Origin of the sequence: Variovorax paradoxus (assembly GCF_030811855.1) — a bacterium.
Classification (GTDB): domain Bacteria; phylum Pseudomonadota; class Gammaproteobacteria; order Burkholderiales; family Burkholderiaceae_C; genus Variovorax; species Variovorax paradoxus_L.
Window position 1 is genome coordinate 543,951 of the sequence record NZ_JAUSRN010000001.1, and the last position, 18,682, is coordinate 562,632.

Sequence of the window (18,682 nt, forward strand, 5' to 3'; positions counted from 1 at the left end):
CCTGAAGTGCCGGAGGCATTGTGCCGCCGTGACCACAGGAGAAAAAAATGGCCGACGACCTCAAGAAGACAGGACTGGATCGCAAGCTGATCGCAATTGATGAGCCGCACGAAGTGCGCTCATGGACCGAGGCGCTGAAGTGTTCCGAGACGCAGCTGCGAGACGCGGTGAGAGTCGTGGGCAATTCAGCCGACGCGGTTCGGGCCTACCTGATCGAAATGCGCAGGTGAACCGCCTGGGCGCCATGGAAACCAGGCAAGAACACAAGCAGGGCGACATCGGCCGCCGCTTGATGTGGATCCTCTTGGCCGCCATCGCGGTCATCGTGGTGGGGGTGCTTTTCTTCTACGGCATCAACGATCCATCGGAAGGGCCGGGCAATGTTCCTGCCAGCGGCACGACGGTGCCGCGCCAGGCAAACGGCAACGCTCCCGCGTCCAGATAGGAACGGCAAAGGAACAGGGAGTTGTCATGGCCATATACCTTGCATGGCGGATCTGGGCGAAGGCGAGATGGCATCTTCGGAGATGGCCGCTTTCTTGAGTACCCAAGCGTTTCGCACCTTCATGTTCATTTCGCGAAGCGCCTTCGATATTCCACCAGGCTCACGCCCAGGCGGCGAGCGAATGCGCGCCTGAACCCATCCACGTTGGCATAGCCCACGGCATCGGCGAGCCGCTTTGCCGGGAGATCCGACTCTTCGGCCATTCGGCGGGCGGCGTCGATGCGGGCGTTCTCGACGAACTCCGCGGGCGTGGTGCCCGTCTCCTGCCGAAAGACCCGCGCAAAGCTGCGGCCGCTCATGCCGGCGCGAGCGGCCAGCGCAGGCACCGACAGATCGTCCTTCAGGTGCGCAAGCACATGGTCCTGCACCTTGCTGACGCTCGAGCGCTCGGCAGTCTGCGCCGCCAAATGGGCGCTGAACTGGCTCTGTCCGCCCGGACGCTTGAGGAACATCACCAGCTCGCGCGCCACGCGCAGCGCGAGTTCGCGGCCATGGTCTTCCTCCACCATCGCGAGCGCGAGGTCCATGCCCGCAGTCACGCCGGCCGAGGTGAAGAGCTTGCCGTCCTTCACATAGATGGCGTCGGGTTCGACGCACGCCAGCGGGTAGGCCATGGCGAGCCGTGCGGTCGAGTTCCAGTGGGTCGCCACGCGCTTGCCGTCCAGAAGACCGGCGGCCGCGAGCACGAATGCCCCGCTGCACACGGAGCCATAGCGCCGCACGGTGCGCGACTGGCGCCGCAGCCAAGTGTGCAGCGCCGTGTCGCCAGTCACTTCGTGGATCACCGGGCTGCCGGCCACGAGCAAGGTGTCGATCGGTCCGCGATGCGCACTCACCGTGGCATCGACCGCGAGTCGCACGCCGCTGCTGCTCTTAAGCACACCGGCCGCGGTGCCGATCACCTGGACCTGGTAGGCACGCGGCTGGCCGAGTTGGCGAGCCGCCTCGGCGAACACGTCGGCAGGGCCGGCGACATCGAGCAGCTGGACACGCGGAAAGGCGAGGATGGCGACACGCATGGCAGTGAAGGCTCAGGTATTGGCGGAAAACGTCTTGCCGCGCGGCTCACGGCAAAGGCAGTTTGGCAGAAACTATCCACATCAGCAAATTCAGCCAATCGAGCCCGACCATGCAAAGCAAATCCCTGGATCCGCCCTTCCCGATCTTCCATCCATCCGACGAAGCTTCGGTACGCAACCTGCCCGTCAACCTGTTCGCATCCGTCATGGGGCTCGCAGGGCTGGCACTGGCCTGGCGGCTGGCCCATGGCAGCCTGGGCGCCCCGGCCTTGATCGGCGAGGCGATCGGCGCCATTGCACTCGGCGTCTTCTTGCTGCTGGCGTTCGGCTATGCCGTGAAGCTGGCCAGGCATCCGCAGGCCGTGCACGCGGAATTCCATCACCCGGTGACCGGCAACTTCTTCGGCACCATCGTGATCTCGATACTGCTGCTGTCGTCCGTCATCGCTCCTTACAGCGCATCCGGCGCGCGCGCGGTGTGGGCCTTGGGCGCCTTGGCGACCTTCGCCCTCAGCTTCTTCGTCATCTTGCGACTGCTCAAGGGACATGTCGACACGTCGCATGCCGTGCCGGCGTTGCTGATCCCGGGCGTTGCGACGCTGGACATCGCGGTGACCGCCGGGCACGAGGGCGCCATGGCATGGACCGCGGAGCTCAATCTGCTCGCGGCTGCCGTGGGCGCGGTGCTTGCACTGGTGCTGCTGGTTCTCATCATCGGCCGGCTCGTGCATCAGGCCCCGCTCGCGCCTGCGATGACGCCCTCGCTGATGATCCTGGTCGCACCCTTTGCGGTCGGCTTCCTTGCGTACACGAACATCACCGGCGGCGTCGACCGTTTCGCCGCCCTGCTCTTCTACTTCGCGCTCTTCATGTTCGCGGTGCTTGCACCGAAAGTGTTCCGGCGCGGCAACGCGTTCTCGCCCGGCTGGTGGGCAATCAGCTTCCCGATGGCGGCACTGGCCAATGCCGCGCTGAAGTACGCGCAGCTGCGCGCAACGGCGCCGCTCTGGGCCATTGCGATCGGGCTCTTGGGCGCGCTGACCGTGGCGCTGGCAGTGCTCACTGTGCGCACACTGCGCATCGCGCTCAACGGCAAGCTGTTCAGATGAGCCAGGGCATCTTCTGGGGTCTACGCTGAACCCTCATCCATGCGCCAGCAGCATCTTCATGAACGTGATGCCATTGCGCTGGCCCTTGTCCTCGTCGCAGTTGTTGAAGATGACGTGCGTGTTGCGCACCTTGTAGGCCAGGCGCACCACCTCCATCATGATCTCGCGCAGCTCGGGGTCCGGATAGTCGTAGTCGAAGCGCTCGGCCGCCGAGGCCGCGCCCTTGATGTTGTAGGTGTCGACATTGCGCCCGTGCAGGCGCACCAGCGCGCAGTCGGCGTTGGTGGCTTCCGCCAGCAGGGGCACGCTGTTGGCAAAGCCTTGCGGGCCGTCGACGATGGTGTGCACGGCACCGAGCCTGCGCAGGAATTCGATGGTGCCTGCGCGATGCGCGTCGTCCCACCACGAGCGGTGCCGGAACTCGATGCTCACCGTATGGCCCACCATCTGCTCGACGCAGTGCGCCACATGCGAATGGCCCTCGCGGTTGCAGACGAGCCAGGGCGGAAACTGGAAGTGCACCAGCCCGAGCTTGCCCGCCAGCCTGAGCGGCGCAATCGCCTCGCGGAAGCGTCGCCACAGCTCGACGCTGATCTCGGGCGGCATGCCGCGGTAGTAGAGGGTCTTGGTGCTGGTCCCAGCCAAGGCTTGCTGGATGTCCTTGTGCAGCACCTTGGCATCTGTCTGGTGGCCCGTGAAGAGACGGAAGGCTTTCACGTTGAAGGTGAAAGCCTCGGGCGTGCGCTCGGCCCACAGCTTGGCGTTGGCCGGCGCCGGAATGCCGTAGAAGCTGGAGTCGACCTCCACCAGCGGGAAGATCGACGCGTAGTAGCGCAAGCGCGCCTCGGCGGTCTTCACCTCCTTGGGGTAGAAGCGACCGCACGCAAGCAGCGTCTTGTCAGTCCAAGAAGCCGTGCCGACCAGAATGCCCATCGACGTACGCTACCGGTTGCAGCCACTCGACCGCCGCCTCCGTGGGCGACATTGTTCGTAGGCGAGGATCGCGCCAAAGCTCGCGCGCGACCTCCTCCAGCTCGAGCGGATCGACGGTATGCCACCGCTGCTGCAACCGGTGCGCGCAAGCGGCGATCCAGAGGGGTGCAGGAATGGAGTTCATGCCCCAGATATTACTGTATTTTTAAACAGTACTAATAAGGTTTTCAAAAACTGTCGAAATACGTCGCCGAAGTGTGTCCCCGGTACTAACATTCAACCGTTCGACGTGCGGTTCGGCACGAGGCTGCCGCCGACTATCTGCTCGCTCGTGCAAGGAGATGACGCGATGACCAGTCCCATGAATGTCAGCAAGCTCCAGACGAAATCCCATGACGAACCGGACGAGGTCCGGGAGCCGGAAAAGACCCGGGTCGAAGTGGTCCGCCTCGAGGGCTACACGCTCGGGCGTTTCAATTTCCAACCCGGATGGCGTTGGTCCAAGTGCATCAAGCCGGTCGTCGGCACGGACAGCTGCCAGGTCGCTCACGTCGGGTATGCGGTTTCCGGCCGCATCACCGTGCAGATGAATGACGGCACCAAGACCGCCATTGAGGAAGGCATGTCGTACACCATTCCGCCGGGACACGACGCATGGGTGGAAGGCGACAAGCCCTTCGTCGGGCTGGAGATGATGAGCGCGGAGCAATACGCAAAGCCCAACAGCTGATAGCGACTGAGCTGACGGGTCTCCCGCGTCAACCGCCCTGCTCGCTCGCTTCGGGCGCCGGTCCCACATAGCGCCCGCGCGGGCGGATGACTTGCGCCACGCCCAGCTGCTCCAGGCTGTGAGCCAGGAGCCCCACGCTGCGCGCGGTTGCGAACAGGCCAAAGGCCGCATCGGCGGGCAGCCGATGGTGGGCAACCAGGGCGGCCAAGGCAACGTCGATGTTGGGCTGCAAGCCGGTCAGCTTCGTCACCTTTGCGATGAAGCGCACGATCACCTTCGGCGGTTCGAACAGAGCCAGCAAGGCGGCCGCGCGCGGATCGCCGTCGGGATAGAGGTGATGGCCGAAGCCCGCCGGAGACAGGCCGTTGGCGAGGTAGTGGGCCAGCACCTCGTCCTCGCCCAATCGCTCCACCTCGCTGAACAGCGCGCGCACGCGGCCCGAGGCATCGCCATGCAAGGGGCCTGAGAGCGTGGTCAATCCGGCCAGCAGGCATGCGGGCAACGAAGCGCCTGTCGACGCCGTGATGCGCGCGACGAAGGCGGAACTGGTCAGCTCGTGATCGGCCAACAGCACCATGGCCGTTCGCAGCAAATCGGCCACCTTGGCCGGTTGCTTCCACCCTTTGGCAAAGCGCAGATGCAGCGGCTCCCGGCCTGGCGAAGCGCCGAACGCGTTGGCCACCTGACCGACCAGTTCCTGGCCTTCGGCATGCAGTACCCGGGTCAGACGTCCCCCTGTGGAGTGGCCGGCGGCCGCCAGGCTGGCCAGCGTGGCGAAGGCCGCATCGCGGCCCGGCTTGCCTGCGCGCATCGGCGTCATGCAGGAGAAATCGACGGCGCGTTCGGCGCCCCATAGCAACTGGGCCGCGTCTTCGAGCGTGGCCGTGCGGGCCATGGCCACGGCATCGCGCCCCCTGTAGTACGGCCGCCCGCGGGAGAACGCACACAGAGCCGTCGGAATGCTGGGTTCGGAGCCGAACAGCGTGTTGGCGGCCAGTGTCTCGTGCTTGCGGCCGGCCTGCTTGCGCTTGGCCAGCACGGCCACGTCTTCGGCGCGGTAGAGCCTGCGCCGCGTATCGGCCGGGTCAGGCATGACCTCGAGCTTGCCGCGGCTCACGTAGGCGTAGAGCGTCTGAGGCTGCACGCCCAAGAGGTTGCACGCCTCGTTCATCGAAATCCAGGAAGCCATGGTGTGCGGCGTAGAGTCAATTTCTATTGATTATATAGATCAATATTGACTCGTACGTCAATCAATCACTAGCATGCATCCATGCCGTCGGATCACCGGCGGCACGGCCTTCGCCAATGAACTTCTTCGCCATGCAACCCCAAGTCCTTCAACTGAACCCGATCCTGATTCCCGCGATCAACGACAAGCTCGCATCGCTCTACACAGTGCACAAGCACTTCGAGTTGAGCGATCCCGCGGCCTGGCTGCGTCAACATGGCGCATCGATCGATGCCGTGATCACCGGTGGGCACACCGGCATTTCGCGGGCCATGCTGGAGCAGCTGCCCAGCCTCAAGGTGGTGGCCATCAACGGTGTCGGCACCGACGCGGTGGACCTGGCGTACTGTCGCGAGCGTGCCTTGCCCGTCACCGCCACGCTGGGCGCGCTGACGGAAGACGTGGCCGACCTGGCCATCGGCTTGCTGATCGCGGCGTGCCGCAATTTGTGCGCCGGCGACCGCTTCGTGCGGGAGGGCCAGTGGGAGCTTCACCCGCAGCCCAGCGCCATTCCGCTCGCCCGGCGATTCAGCGGCATGCGCATTGGCATCGTCGGAATGGGCCGCGTGGGCCGGGCCGTCGCCGTGCGGGCCGCCGCCTTCGGCTGCCCCATTGGCTACACCGATTTGCGCGCGATGGATGACGTCGCGCATCGCTTCATACCGAGCCTGCTGGATCTGGCCCGCGCATCGGACGCGCTGGTGCTGTGCGCAGCCGCGGACCAGGCCGAAGGCATCGTGGACGCGGGCGTGCTCGATGCGCTGGGACCGCGCGGCTTCCTGGTCAACGTCGCGCGCGGCCGGCTCGTCAATGAAGCCGACCTGACGCAAGCGCTGGCCGCCGGCCGCATCGCGGGCGCCGGCCTGGACGTGTTCGTCGATGAACCGCGCGTGCCGCTGGCGCTGCGCCAATCCGGCCGCGCGACCTTGCAGGCCCACCGCGCCAGCGCCACCTGGGAGACCCGCACCGCCATGGGCGAGATGGTGCTGGCGAGCATTGCCCAGGCCCTGGCAGGCGAGCGCCCCGCCATGAGCCTGACCACCTGAGCGCCTGCGTTCACGGCGCAACCACCACGCATTCAAAAACAAACGAAGGAGACACCCTTGTTCACTCGACGCCTTGCGATCCCCCTCGCCCTTGCTCTCTGCGCCCTCCACGCCCCTTGCTTCGCGCAGGCCTTCCCTTCCCGCCCCGTGACCCTGGTGGTTCCGTTCCCGCCGGGCGGCGGCACGGACACCGGCGCCCGCGTGATCGCCGAGCAGTTGAGCCGGCGCTGGAACCAGCCCGTCATCGTGGAGAACAAGGGCGGCGCGGCCGGGCAGATCGGCGCCGACTATGTCGCCAAGTCCAGGCCCGATGGCTACACGCTGCTCCTCGGCAACATCGGCACGCAGGCGATCAATCCCTTGCTGTACCCCAAGCTGCCCTACGACGCCGACAAGTCCTTCGCGCCGGTGTCCTTGGTGGCCGAGCTGCCGCTGGCCATGATGGTCCATCCGTCGGTCCCCGCGAAGACGGCGGCCGAGTTCGTGGCGCTGGCCAAGTCGAAGCCGGGCCAGATGAGCTACAGCAGTTCGGGCGCGGGCGGCGCGCCTCACCTGGCCGCCGAGATGTTCAAGGACCAGACGGGCTCCTTCATCCTGCATGTGCCCTACCGCGGCGGCGGTCCGGCCATCGCCGATCTGCTTGCGGGCCATGTGCAGCTGTCGTTCATGACGGTGCTGGAGGCCTCCGGCCACATCAAGGCAGGCAAGCTGCGCGCGCTGGCAGTGACCGGCGACAAGCGCGTGCCGGCCTTTCCCGAGGTGCCCACGCTTGCGGAAACCGTGGCGCCGGGCTTCAACGCGATCTCCTGGATCGGACTCTTGGCGCCGGCGGGCACGCCGCAGGACGTGGTGGACCGGATCGCGGCCGACCTGCGCGCGGTGCTGTCCGACGAGCCGGTCAAGGCCCGTTTCGTCGGCCTGGGCGGCGTGCCGCGCGCCACCACGCCGCAGGAGTTCGCCCGGCTGATCGCCGACGACAAGAGCCGCTATGCCCAGGTCATCCGCAGCCGAAAGATCACCATCGAGTGAGCGCGGCGAGACGGCCTTCACCGACAACAGACCCACCCTGAAAAGGAGACATCCATGCAGCTCTCATCCCTGTTCAAGATCCTCGCAGTCTCGGCATCGCTGGCCGCGATGCCGGCCGTCTCATCGGCCGAGACGGCCTACCCGGGCCGCGCCATCAAGATCATCGTGCCCGCTCCGCCGGGCGGCGCGATCGACACCATCGCCCGTGTCGTCGGCGACAAGCTCGCAGTGTCAATGGGCCAGCCCGTGATCGTCGACAACCGGCCCGGCGCATCCAACAACCTGGGCACCGACGTTCTCGCCAAGTCGGCGCCGGACGGCTACACCATCGGCATCGTGGGCGGCAGCCACAACACCAACAAGTTCCTGTTCAAGAATCTCGGCTGGGACCCGTTGACGAGCTTCGAGCCCATCGTCTACACGCACGAGGTTCCGCTGGTGTTCGCCATCTACCCGCAGCTTCCCGCGAAGACGCTGCCCGAGTTCGTGGCCTGGATGAAGGCCCATCCGGACGAGGCCAAGGTTGCCACCTCCGGCCGCGGCAGCGCGCAGGAAATGGCAGCCGAGATGTTCCGCATGGCAAGCGGTGCGCCGATGCTGCTGGTCCCGTACAAGGGTTCGTCCGCCGCGCATCCGGATCTGCTGGCCGGACGCACCGCGCTCTTCATCGACACCATCACCGCCATCCTGCCGCAGGTGAAAGCCGGCAACGCGCGGGCGGTGGCCGTGTCGACGCGCAAGCGGACCCGGTCACTGCCCGACGTGCCAACCGCGGACGAACAGGGATTCAAGGGCTACGACGCCAACACGAACGGCGGGTTCCTGGCGCCGGCCGGCACGCCGAAGGCGATCGTCGCCAAGCTGAACGCCGAGATCAACGCGGCGCTGAAGCTGCCCGACGTGCGCACGAAGCTGGAGGCGGCCGGCATCGAGATACAAGGCGGAACGCCGCAGGAATACGCCGCGCTGATCAAGTCTGACCTTGCCAAGTGGGGCAAGGTGGTCAAGGAGGCGGGCATCCAGGCGGAGTGAACTCAGCCAGGCCGTCCCCCGGCAAGAGCCGCATGGCCGCGGCCTTGCGCGGACCGGCGAAGCAGGTCGAGCGCCACGTCAACGATCATGTCCTCCTGGCCGCCCACCATCTTGCGCGCGCCCAGCTCGACCAGGATGTCGACGGTCTTGAGGTCGTACTTTTTCGCGGCCGCTTCGGCGTGGCGCAGGAAGCTCGAATAGACGCCCGCATAGCCCAGCGCCAGCGTCTCGCGGTCCACGCGCACCGGACGGTCCTGCAGCGGGCGCACCAGATCGTCGGCCGCGTCCATCAGTTTGTAGAGATCGGTGCCGTGGCGCCAGCCCTGGCGTTCGGCCGCCGCGATGAACACTTCGAGCGGCGCATTGCCGGCACCGGCGCCCATGCCGGCCAGGCTGGCGTCGATGCGGTCGCAGCCCTCTTCCACCGCAACGATTGAGTTGGCCACGCCCAGGCTCAGGTTGTGGTGTGCGTGGATGCCGGTCTGCGTCTCGGCTTTGAGCACCTCCTTGAAGGCGCGGAACCGGTCGCGCACATCGTCCATGCCCAGCGCCCCGCCGGAGTCGACCACGTAGACGCAGCTTGCGCCGTAGCTTTCCATCAGGAGCGCCTGCTCGGCCAGCTTCCTCGGCGTGGTCATGTGGCTCATCATGAGGAACCCCACCGGGTCCATGCCGAGTTCGCGCGCGTATTCCAGATGCTGGCGCGACACGTCGGCCTCGGTGCAGTGGGTTGCGACGCGCACAATGCGCGCGCCAGCGTCGTAGGCATTGCGCAGGTCGTGCGTGGTGCCGATGCCGGGCAGCAGCAAGGTGGCGACCTTCGCGGTCTTCACCGTTTCGGCCACGGCCGCGATCCATTCGACATCGGTATGCGCACCGAAGCCGTAGTTGAAGCTGGAGCCTTCCATCCCGTCGCCGTGCGCGACCTCGATGCTGTCGACACCGGCAGCGTCCAGCGCCGCGGAAATGGCCTTGACGTTGGCGATGCTGTACTGGTGACGAATGGCATGGCTGCCGTCGCGCAGCGTGACGTCGCTGATGTAGAGCTTCTTTCCGCCGGTCATGCAAACTCCTTCAGGCCGCGGGCAATACCGCTGGCGATGCGCCGTTCGGCCATGAGGTCCGCGCACGCGAGCGCGGCCGAGGTCATGATGTCGAGGTTGCCGGCATAGGCCGGCAGGTAGTGCGCGGCGCCTTCCACCTCCAGGTACACCGAGGTCTTGAGCCCGTGGCGCAGGCCGAGCCTGGGCACGTTGAGCGGCCGGTCGGCGGAAATCACGTCGAACTGCACGCGCTGCTTCAGGCGGTAGCCCGGCACGTAGGCCTGCACGCTCGCCACCATCTGCGCGATGCTGGCTTCCACCGCCGCCTCGTCCGCAGCTTCGGACAGCACGAACACCGTATCGCGCATGATCAGCGGCGGCTCCGCCGGGTTCAGCACGATGATTGCCTTGCCGCGCTCGGCACCGCCGAGCTTCTCGATCGCGGCCCGGGTGGTCTCGGTGAACTCGTCGATGTTGGCGCGCGTGCCAGGGCCGGCGCTCTTGCTCGAGATCGATGCCACGATCTCGGCGTAGTGCACCTTGGCGACGCGCGATACGGCAGCCACCATGGGGATGGTCGCCTGCCCGCCGCAGGTCACCATGTTCATGTTGCTGGCGTTCTCGGCCTCGAGGTTGATCGCGGGGATCACGTAGGGGCCTATGGCGGCAGGCGTGAGGTCGATGACCTGCACGCCATGGGCTTGCAGCACCTGGTTGTGGCGCGCATGGGCGCCGGCCGAGGTGGCATCGAACACGATGTCGATGTCCGGGAACACGCCGAGCCGCAGCAGCCCTTCGATGCCTTCGGCCGTGGTGGCGATGCCCAGGCGCTCGGCGCGGGCCAGGCCATCCGATGCCGGGTCGACGCCGACCATCGCACCCATCTCCAGGTGCTTGCTGCTGCGCATGACCTTGATCATCAGGTCGGTGCCGATGTTGCCCGGACCGATGATGGCGACCTTCAGTTTGTTCGTCACGTGGCTTCTTCTTTCAATTGGCGAGCAGCTTGGCCGTCGCGTCGGCGAGTTGTGCGCCGGAGGGTTCGGAGGCGGCTTCCGCACGGATGTCGGACACGAGCTGGCCACCGCGGCCCCAGTGGCCCGACGGGTACTCGTGCAGCAGCACCCGCACCGCGTCCACCGGCATCTCGAGGCTCTCGGCCATGGCGCGCGACACGCTCTCTATCAGGCGGCGCTTCTTGTCGGGGCTGCGCCCCTCGATGATCTTGATCAGGGCAATGGGCATGGTTCACTCCTCGACATGAAAGCCGGCGGTTCCGAGGCACTCCATCTCGATCGAGATGTACTGGCCCGGTTTGATCCATTCGGCGGGCGTGGCGCCGCCCGCCATCACCACCCAGCCGGCCTGCAGCGGCTCGCCGGCCGCCGCCGAAAGACGCGCCGCGGCCACCAGCGAACGCAGCGGATGTCCGAGGATGGCGGCGGTGGAACCGACTTGCACCACGCGTCCATCGATGCTCAGCACGAGGCCCAGGTTGCCGAAGTCCTTACGAGGATCGCTCCAGGCGCCGATCACGAAGCCGCTCGACGAGGCGTTGTCGGCAATCACGTCGGGCAGGCTGAACTTGAAGTCCTGAAAGCGAGAGTCGATGATCTCCAGCGCCGGCGCCACGGCCTCGACCGCGGCGAGCGCCTCGGCCGCGGTGGCGTCGCCGGCCAGCGATTTCTTCAGCACGAAAGCCAGCTCGGGCTCGACACGCGGATGCACGAAGCGCGCGAACTTCACCGCGGTGCCCTCCTCCACCTGCATGCCGCTGGACAGGCGCCCCCAGATCACGTCGTCGATGCCCATCTGGACCATCTTGGCGCGGCTCGTGAAGCCCATCTTCACGCCGACGCGGCGCTCACCGCGCGCCACGCGAAGCTGGATGGATGCGGACTGGATCGCATAGGCATCGGCCAGCGAGAGCTCGCCCTTCGGGTCGATCTGCGCCACGGCCTTGGCATGGCGCGCCGCATCGTCCAGCAGATGCGCGAATTCAATCAGTTGGCTCATGGGTTTTCCTTCGAATTGACAGCGGCTTCGAACACGGCCTTGACGCTACCGAGGCCATTGATATGGGTTTCGAACACGTCGCCGGGCGCGGCCGCCACCATCGGGCCGAGCGCGCCTGACAGCACCAGGTCGCCGGCGCGCAGCGGTTGGCCCAGCGCGGCCATGGTGCGGGCCAGCCAGACCACCGCATTGATCGGGTGGCCCAGGCAGGCCGCACCCGCGCCGGCCGACACCGGTTCGCCGCGCCGGTTCATGACCATGCCGCACAGCCTGAGGTCGATGTCCCTCAGAAGCCTTGGCGATCCGCCCAGCACGAAAGCCCCGGAGGACGCGTTGTCCGCCACCGTGTCGACGAACCGGATGTCCCAGCCCGCGATGCGGCTGCCCACGATCTCGATGGCCGGGAGCACGTGGTCCACCGCGTTGATCACGTCCGCGTGCCCGGGGTTGGCCATGCCGAGGTCCCGACCGAGCACGAAGGCGATCTCCGCCTCGACCTTCGGCTGATGAAGCCGATGCATTGGAATCGGCTCTGCGTCGCCGAAGCTCATGTCGTCGAACAGCACGCCGAAATCGGGCTGGTCGACGCCAAGCTGGGCCTGGACCGCGCGTGCCGTGAGGCCGATCTTGCAACCGACTACGCGGCGGCCTTCGGCCAGTTTGCGCTCGGTGTTCATCCGCTGGATGGCGTAGGCGTCGGCCGCGTCGAGGCCGGGATAGGTGGCTCTCAACGGTGGAATGAAGTGGCCGGTCTGGGCGGCGCGCCACAGGGCGTCGGCCGCTTCAGCCAGCACGGCGGGTTGGGAAGGCATGGGTTCTCCGTTGCCCGCGCGCGGCGGGCAGTTTGAAAATTGGGGGGACGGGGTCAACGCGGGGCAGGCTCGGCCGCCGCGCGCGGCACTCAGAGGGCGCGATCCTTCAGGCCGACCTTGCTGTAGATCTCGTTCACGTGCTTCTTCACGCTTTCGGGCGTCGTGTCATCGACCGGCATGTGGGCCCAGCCCACCTTCGCGCGGGCGTGCTGGCCGATCTCCTCGTCCTGGTCGCCCGTCGCACCGCTGATGCCGTAGGCGCCGACCATCTCGTTGCCCTTGAACACGGGCGCGCAGCCGCCGGAGGCGACCACCTGGCCGTTGGTGAAGACCGATGCGTTGACCAGCATCTGCGGGTTGCGCTCCTTGAACCACTGCTGAATGACCAGACCGTCGCTGAAGCGCGGGCTCATCGAGCGGAAGGCGGCCACGGTGAACGCCTTCGCGCGCGCCGTGTCCGGCGTGATGAAGCCCGCGTCGTCCATGCGCTCGAGCGCGATCAGGTGGCCCTCGGGCCCGACGATGGCAACGGAGATGGGCACTCCCATTTCCGCGGCTTTCTCGGTGACCGCAGCGATGAAATCGCGGCACTCGGTGGCGTGCAGTTTGGACATGTCGGTATTCCTTTGAAAAAATCTGTTTTCACTCGGGCTTGATGCCCGTCTGCTGAATGAACTTCGACCACCGCACGCCTTCGCCCTGCAGAAATCGGGAGAGTTCCGCGTCGCTGGTCTTCAGGACGTCGATGGCCTGGGCCTTGTAGATCGCCTGGATCTCGCTCGAATCGAGCGCCGCATGGGCCGCGGTGCGCAGCGCGGCGATCACGCTGTCCGGCGTGCGCGCCGGTGCCATCAGCCCCATCCACACAGAAGTGTCGAAGCCCTTCAAGCCCAGCTCGTCGAGCGTGTGCAATTCCGGTGCGATCGAGGTCCTGCGCAGGCTGGTGACGGCCAGCGCCACCAGCTTGTTCGCGCGCACCTGCGGCAGCACCGTGGAGGCCGGCGAGAACATGAGCTGCACCTGGCCCCCGAGCAAGTCCGTCACCGCGGGCGTGCTTCCCTTGTACGGCACATGGACCATCTTGATGTCGGCCATCCGCGCGAACAGTTCGCCCGACAGATGCGGAGAGGTGCCGACGCCCGACGACGCAAAGGAAAGCGAGCCGGGCTTAGCCTTGGCGAGCGCGATCAGCTCGGCCACGCTCGACACCTTGAGCGAGGGATGCACCACCAGCACATTGGGCACATTCCCGATCAGCGTGATGGGCTTGAAGTCTTTCAGCGGGTCGACCGCATTGGCGACCGGGAACGCGGCGTTGATGACGTTGGCGATCGTGATCGCGAACAAGGTGTAGCCGTCGGGCGGCGCGGTGGCCACGGCTTTGGCCGCGATGTTGCTGCCGGCGCCGGGCCGGTTGTCCACAATGAAGGGCTGGCCCATGCGCCTGCCCATCTGATCCGCGACGGCGCGCACCGCCACGTCCGTTGCCGTGCCGGGCGGAAAGCCCACCAGCACCTTGATGGGTGCACTCGGGTAGGCAGGCTGCGCAACGCTCCATGAGGGCAAGGCGGCGGCAGCGAGCGCCGGCACGGACGCAAGGAGAAGTTCACGGCGTTTCATGTCTCGGGTCTTTCTGTGTTGGAGTGATTAGAAGACGCGCGTGGCTATGATTCAATCGAGACTTTCCAATCGAATGATTGGCTCCGCTCATGAATGTGACTCTCCGCCAGCTCCGGGCTTTCGTGCTGGTCGCGCGGCTTGGCAACTTCACCCGCGCCGCGCAGGCCATGCACCTCACGCAGTCGGCCCTGAGTCTCTTGGTGCGCGAACTCGAAAGCGCCATCGAGACCCGGCTGTTCGACCGCACCACGCGTACCGTGGCCCTGACCGCGGCCGGCAGCGATTTCTTCCCGCGCGCCGAACGCATCCTGGCCGAGCTCGAATCGGCGATCGCAGGCGTGGACAAGCTGGTGGCGCGGGAACGCGGGCGCGTCGTGGTGGCGGCCCCGCTGGTGCTGTCAAGCACCTACCTTCCGCCGATCCTGGCCGCGTTCGGTGCGCAATACCCCGGCATCGAGGTCGTGCTGCAAGACACGCTACCCAACCAGGTGCTGCCGCTGGTCCGCGGCGGTGCGGCTGATGTGGGCATCGGCACTTTCGCATCGGATGAAGCCGACATCCAGCGCACCCTGCTCTTCTCCGAAGCCATGGCGGCCGCGTTCCCAGCCGGGCATGCGTTCAGCCGCCTGAAGAAACTCAGCTGGGCAGACCTTGCGCAGGAGCCGGTGCTTGCATTGAGCCGCGGCAGCGTGTTCCGCGACCTCACCGAAGCCGGCTTCGCCGCCGCCGGGCTGATGCTGAAGCCCGCACGGGAGGCCAACTATGCGGGCTCCCTCATCGGCATGGTGGATGCCGGGCTCGGCGTCGCGGTTCTTCCCGGCTATGCGGTGAAGCTGGCCGACCCCGCGCGGATCGGCTGGCGCCGCGTGGAGAACCCGTCGATCGACCGAGAGGTCTCGCTCGTGCGGCGCGCAGGCGTTTCGCTCTCCCACGCGGCGCAAGGCTTCGTCGACTTCATCGTCGCGGCGCCCGGCGCGCAGCAACCCGCGCCGGCCAAGCCGCGCCGACGCAAGCTGACCTAGAACGCGTGGCGAATGCCCAGGTCGTATCCGCTCGAGGTTCGCGGTGCAAACACGCTGGTGGTGATGAACGCCGGCCCGCCCACCGTCAACGCGGCGCCGTTCTTGTTGCTGATGCGCGCGACAGTCGCATACAGCGCGGTGCGCTTCGACAGGTTGTGCACGTAGCTGAGGCTGAGCTTGCCGGCTTTGGGATCGGGCACCGGCACCAGGGCGGTGGGCGGCGCATCCGTGTCGTAGCTCACCCGTGAATAGGCGGCGCGGATGAGGCCCGGACCCACCGGAACGGTCGCACCGATCAGGTAGCCCTTGAGGTCCGTGTCGGGCATCGGAAAGAGCGGCGCGGCCGCGTAGTCGCGCGTCTTGCTCACGCGGGACAGTTCGCCGAACAGCTTGACGATGCCGAAGTCGTACGAGGCGCCCAGGTTGAGTGTCTTCACGTTGTCGGTGGTGCCCGCGAAATAGTCGTCCCCCGCCGTGCTGCTGCCGTAGGCGAGCGCGATGTCCAGGGGACCGTTGAGATAGCCGACGCGGCCTCCCACATAGCGGCCGGCGCGGCTGCTTGCGACGGCGCCGGCGTTGACCTGGCCGGTGAGCGGGTTCACGCCCGGCGGCGTGGCGGTGCCCGGGTCGTAGCTGTTGTTCTCGTGCAGCGCGTACATGAACTGGCCATAGAACCCGCCCAGATTGGGAGGCAGGAAGTAGCCGATCGAGTTGCTGGCACGCAGGTAGTTGGCATTGCCGCCGAACCCGTTGGCGCCGCCGGTGGTATTGAAAAGGCTGGCTGCGGAGATCAGGTTGGCGCCGACACCGACCGCGGCAAACGGGTCGTACACCGTGTCGTTCCAGAAGGTGGGTGTGAAGTCGCGCCCCAGACGAATTTCGCCGAAGCCGCCCATAAGGCTCACGGTCGAACGCCGGCTGAAGTTTGCCAGGCCGGTCGCGCCGTCATCGTTGGTGATGGGGCTTTCGAGCCAGAAGCCGGCTGCGAGCCCGCCGCCAAGATCCTCGGTGCCGCGGAAGCCCAGGCGGCTGTTGTTGTAGGCCGAGTTTGCCAGCGCGGTCCGGCTCACGGTGCGCGAGCCCTGGTTGACATAGAACGGCGATGCCGGCGTTGCGAAGTTGCGGTCCTCCGACTTGCTGGAGTAATGGCTGACCGACGCGTCGACGACACCGAAGATGGTGACGGACGACTGCGCGCATGCAGCGCCGGCCGAGCCGAGAACGACCATGCCGAGCAATGAGCTTTTCAGCTTGTCCCGATGGCGCAGAGAGGGGTGGGGCTTCATGTCTTGTCTCCAGTTTTCGTTGCGATCCAGGCGAGGTGGCCGGACGGCGGATCAATCCGGCCGGCCTTGGGATGCGGCGCTCTCCCATTTGTGCTATCGTTAGCATTGATTCTAGAGAGACTTTCTAGATGAAGTCAAACGGCTTTTTCTTGGCATCCGGACATCGTCGTGCTATCGTTAGTGCATTCCCGTACACTGCTCGCGCATATAGTTCGCACATGGTCACGATCAAAGACATTGCCCGGCGCCTCGAGGTCTCCGCTTCCACCGTGGGGCGGGCTCTCTCCGACGACCCGCGCATCAGCGCCGCCATGAAGCAGAAAGTGGCCGAGGTGGCGAACGAGTTGGGCTATGTGGCCAACCGCGCGGCGCGCATGATGCGCGGCGCCTCCAGCAACCTGGTGGGCCTGGTCGTTCCGGACATTCGCAACAGCTTCTACTCGACCATCGCGCATGCGCTGTCCAAATGCCTGGAGAGCGCGGACCTGCAACTCACGCTGTCCGAGACCGACGACGACCGCCTGGTCGAGCTGCGCCACATCCGCGAACTCACCAGCGTCAACGTGGCCGGCATCATCATCGTGCCGACCGCTCGGCCGCATCCGGAGTCGGTGCGACTGCTCAAGATGACGCCGCGCATCCAGCTGCTGCGCCGACATGCGGCGCTGGGCGAGCACTGGTTCGGCATCGACGACGCGCAGGCGCTGTTCCAGGCCACCCGTCACCTGGTCGAACTCGGCCATCAGCGCATCGCCTACATCGGCGGCACCACCGATCTGCCCACGGGTGCCGCGCGGCTGCAAGGCTTTCAGAATGCCCTCGCCGGCAGCAAGGCGGCCACGCATGCGCGCGAGGAACTCGGCGCACCCGCATCGACGGACTTCGGCCGCGACGCGATCCGCCGCCTGCTCGCACTGCGCACCCCGCCCACGGCGGTGGTCCTGGGTTCGGTCCAGAACACGCAAGGCGTGCTGGAGGAACTGCTGGCCAGCGGCGTGCGCGTGCCGGAACAGCTGTCCGTCGTCGGCTTCGGCGACGAACTGGGCTTCCGCTGGTGGGGCCCCGGCCTCACGACCGTGAGCCTGCCGGTCTCCGAACTGGCCACCGCCTGCGGGCTCTGGTTCATTCACCAGCTGAAGCAAAAGCCAGAAAGCGCGACCCCCTACAGCTCCGTCTCGCCGCCCACACTCGTGGTGCGCGGCAGCACCCGCGCGCTGGAAACGGCCAGCGCCAAACGCGGCCAGGCCCGTCTGCTCGCCGACTAGCCATTCCACCCCTATCTCACAATGAACCACACTGTCCTGCTCACCGACTACGCCTGGCCCGACGACCGCATCGAGAGAAACATCGTCGAAGCCGCCGGCATGCGCCTCGTGAGCGGCCCGGCTACGCCGTTGACGGCTGACGGCATCGAAGCGCTGGCGCGCGAGCACCAGCCATCGGCCATCCTGACCTGCTGGGCGCCCGTGTCGGCGGCCGCCATCGCCGCGGCGCCGGAACTCCAGATCGTCGCCCGGCTTGGCGTGGGACTGGACAACATCGCGGTCGATGCCGCCAGCGCGCGGGGCATCTGGGTCACCAACGTGCCCGACTATTGCGTGGAGGAAGTGTCGGACCATGCAGTCGGCTTCGCGCTCGCATGGACGCGCGGCCTGGTCCGCTTCGACCGCGAAGTGCGCGCCGGCCAGTGGGATCCCGCGACGGCCAGGCTGCGCCGCCTCGCCGAACTCACCTGCGGCATCGTCGGCTTCGGGCGCATCGGCCGCGCGACCGCGCGCAAGCTCGGCGCGTTCGCCTGCCGCCTGCTGGCACACGATCCCTATCTTTCCGCCGACGCTGAAGGCGCTCAGAGCGTGGAACTCGACACCCTCTTCTCGCAGAGCGACATCGTGATCGTGCACGCGCCGCTGACGGAAACAACGCGGCATCTGGTCAACCGCGAGCGGCTCGCATTGATGCCCCATGGCGGCCTTCTCATCAACGTGAGCCGCGGCGGCGTCGTCGATACGGACGCCGTGATCGAGGCCCTTGGCAGCGGCCGGTTGTCCGGCGCCGCGCTCGACGTTCTCGAGTCGGAACCCCACGTTCCGGATGCACTTAGAAGCCATCCCGGCGCGATGCTCACGCCCCATGTCGCGTTCTCGTCGGATGCGTCTCTGGTCGAGCTGCGCAGGCGTGCGGCCGAGGAAGTGGTGAGAGTGCTCCAGGGCGTTGCGCCACAGCAGCCGCGCAACGCCGGACCGCAAAGATAA

Annotated in this window: 21 protein-coding genes; 10 read left to right on the forward strand and 11 right to left on the reverse strand. The window is 66.7% G+C overall.

All coding sequences use genetic code 11. The annotated features are described in order from the left end of the window. Positions 1-47: 47 nt before the first annotated feature. Entirely contained in the window at positions 48-230 is a 183-nt protein-coding gene (locus tag J2X92_RS02800) for a DUF3606 domain-containing protein (RefSeq protein ID WP_307573189.1), read from the forward strand. After that, entirely contained in the window at positions 227-445 is a 219-nt protein-coding gene (locus J2X92_RS02805) for a hypothetical protein (RefSeq protein WP_307573190.1), read from the forward strand. The genes J2X92_RS02800 and J2X92_RS02805 overlap by 4 nt, the downstream gene beginning before the upstream one ends. A gap of 125 nt (positions 446-570) precedes the next feature. Here J2X92_RS02805 and J2X92_RS02810 read toward each other — a convergent pair whose 3' ends face one another. Continuing rightward, positions 571-1,524 (reverse strand): GlxA family transcriptional regulator, encoded by a 954-nt coding sequence (locus J2X92_RS02810; protein WP_307573192.1) that lies wholly within the window; start codon positions 1,522-1,524, stop codon positions 571-573. A gap of 110 nt (positions 1,525-1,634) precedes the next feature. Between J2X92_RS02810 and J2X92_RS02815 the strand changes: the two genes are divergently transcribed. After that, on the forward strand, positions 1,635-2,633 hold the full coding sequence (locus J2X92_RS02815; RefSeq protein WP_307573193.1) for an SLAC1 anion channel family protein: 999 nt from the start codon (positions 1,635-1,637) through the stop codon (positions 2,631-2,633). Between the two features lie 33 nt (positions 2,634-2,666). Here J2X92_RS02815 and J2X92_RS02820 read toward each other — a convergent pair whose 3' ends face one another. Continuing rightward, positions 2,667-3,566 (reverse strand): DUF72 domain-containing protein, encoded by a 900-nt coding sequence (locus J2X92_RS02820; protein WP_307573195.1) that lies wholly within the window; start codon positions 3,564-3,566, stop codon positions 2,667-2,669. Between the two features lie 349 nt (positions 3,567-3,915). Here J2X92_RS02820 and J2X92_RS02825 point away from each other — a divergent pair, with 349 nt between their 5' ends. Further along, positions 3,916-4,296, forward strand: coding sequence for a cupin domain-containing protein (locus J2X92_RS02825; protein ID WP_307573196.1), 381 nt, complete (start codon positions 3,916-3,918; stop codon positions 4,294-4,296). Between the two features lie 28 nt (positions 4,297-4,324). Here J2X92_RS02825 and J2X92_RS02830 read toward each other — a convergent pair whose 3' ends face one another. Further along, entirely contained in the window at positions 4,325-5,485 is a 1,161-nt protein-coding gene (locus J2X92_RS02830; protein WP_307573197.1) for a citrate synthase family protein, read from the reverse strand. Between the two features lie 131 nt (positions 5,486-5,616). Here J2X92_RS02830 and J2X92_RS02835 point away from each other — a divergent pair, with 131 nt between their 5' ends. From J2X92_RS02835 to J2X92_RS02845, 3 genes are read left to right on the forward strand one after another with little or no spacing between them, the layout of a single operon-like run. Beyond that, entirely contained in the window at positions 5,617-6,570 is a 954-nt protein-coding gene (locus tag J2X92_RS02835) for a 2-hydroxyacid dehydrogenase (RefSeq protein ID WP_307573198.1), read from the forward strand. A gap of 57 nt (positions 6,571-6,627) precedes the next feature. Beyond that, a complete protein-coding gene (locus J2X92_RS02840; protein ID WP_307573200.1) occupies positions 6,628-7,599 on the forward strand; it encodes a Bug family tripartite tricarboxylate transporter substrate binding protein in 972 nt (323 codons plus the stop codon). Positions 7,600-7,653: 54 nt separating this feature from the next. After that, entirely contained in the window at positions 7,654-8,631 is a 978-nt protein-coding gene (locus J2X92_RS02845; protein ID WP_307573202.1) for a Bug family tripartite tricarboxylate transporter substrate binding protein, read from the forward strand. Positions 8,632-8,633: 2 nt separating this feature from the next. Here the strand turns inward: J2X92_RS02845 and dmpG are convergent, their stop codons facing one another. The 7 genes from dmpG to J2X92_RS02880 form a co-directional block, all read right to left on the reverse strand. Continuing rightward, positions 8,634-9,695, reverse strand: a complete 1,062-nt coding sequence (gene dmpG / locus J2X92_RS02850) for a 4-hydroxy-2-oxovalerate aldolase (protein ID WP_307573203.1) — start codon at positions 9,693-9,695, stop codon at positions 8,634-8,636. Then, on the reverse strand, positions 9,692-10,651 hold the full coding sequence (locus tag J2X92_RS02855) for an acetaldehyde dehydrogenase (acetylating) (RefSeq protein WP_307573205.1): 960 nt from the start codon (positions 10,649-10,651) through the stop codon (positions 9,692-9,694). Before J2X92_RS02855 ends, dmpG begins: the two co-directional genes overlap by 4 nt. A gap of 13 nt (positions 10,652-10,664) precedes the next feature. After that, positions 10,665-10,919: a 4-oxalocrotonate tautomerase family protein gene (locus J2X92_RS02860; RefSeq protein WP_307573207.1), complete on the reverse strand. Its 255-nt coding sequence runs from the start codon at positions 10,917-10,919 to the stop codon at positions 10,665-10,667. Between the two features lie 3 nt (positions 10,920-10,922). After that, complete coding sequence (locus J2X92_RS02865; RefSeq protein ID WP_307573209.1) at positions 10,923-11,690, reverse strand: 2-keto-4-pentenoate hydratase; 768 nt, start codon at positions 11,688-11,690, stop codon at positions 10,923-10,925. Continuing rightward, positions 11,687-12,502, reverse strand: a complete 816-nt coding sequence (mhpD, locus tag J2X92_RS02870) for a 2-keto-4-pentenoate hydratase (RefSeq protein ID WP_307573211.1) — start codon at positions 12,500-12,502, stop codon at positions 11,687-11,689. Before mhpD ends, J2X92_RS02865 begins: the two co-directional genes overlap by 4 nt. An 89-nt stretch (positions 12,503-12,591) precedes the next feature. Then, positions 12,592-13,116: a GlcG/HbpS family heme-binding protein gene (locus tag J2X92_RS02875; RefSeq protein WP_307573213.1), complete on the reverse strand. Its 525-nt coding sequence runs from the start codon at positions 13,114-13,116 to the stop codon at positions 12,592-12,594. Positions 13,117-13,144: 28 nt separating this feature from the next. Further along, positions 13,145-14,122, reverse strand: coding sequence for a tripartite tricarboxylate transporter substrate binding protein (locus tag J2X92_RS02880; RefSeq protein WP_307573214.1), 978 nt, complete (start codon positions 14,120-14,122; stop codon positions 13,145-13,147). A gap of 89 nt (positions 14,123-14,211) precedes the next feature. On the opposite strand from J2X92_RS02880, the gene J2X92_RS02885 reads away from it, so the two are divergent. Continuing rightward, positions 14,212-15,144 carry a LysR family transcriptional regulator gene (locus J2X92_RS02885; protein ID WP_307573215.1) on the forward strand — a complete coding sequence of 311 codons (933 nt, stop codon included), beginning with the start codon at positions 14,212-14,214 and terminating at the stop codon, positions 15,142-15,144. Here J2X92_RS02885 and J2X92_RS02890 read toward each other — a convergent pair. After that, on the reverse strand, positions 15,141-16,394 hold the full coding sequence (locus J2X92_RS02890; protein ID WP_373424784.1) for a porin: 1,254 nt from the start codon (positions 16,392-16,394) through the stop codon (positions 15,141-15,143). The genes J2X92_RS02885 and J2X92_RS02890 overlap by 4 nt on opposite strands. 254 nt (positions 16,395-16,648) lie before the next feature. Between J2X92_RS02890 and J2X92_RS02895 the strand changes: the two genes are divergently transcribed. After that, positions 16,649-17,695, forward strand: coding sequence for a LacI family DNA-binding transcriptional regulator (locus tag J2X92_RS02895; protein ID WP_307573216.1), 1,047 nt, complete (start codon positions 16,649-16,651; stop codon positions 17,693-17,695). A 21-nt stretch (positions 17,696-17,716) separates the two neighbouring features. Continuing rightward, complete coding sequence (locus J2X92_RS02900) at positions 17,717-18,682, forward strand: C-terminal binding protein (RefSeq protein WP_307573217.1); 966 nt, start codon at positions 17,717-17,719, stop codon at positions 18,680-18,682.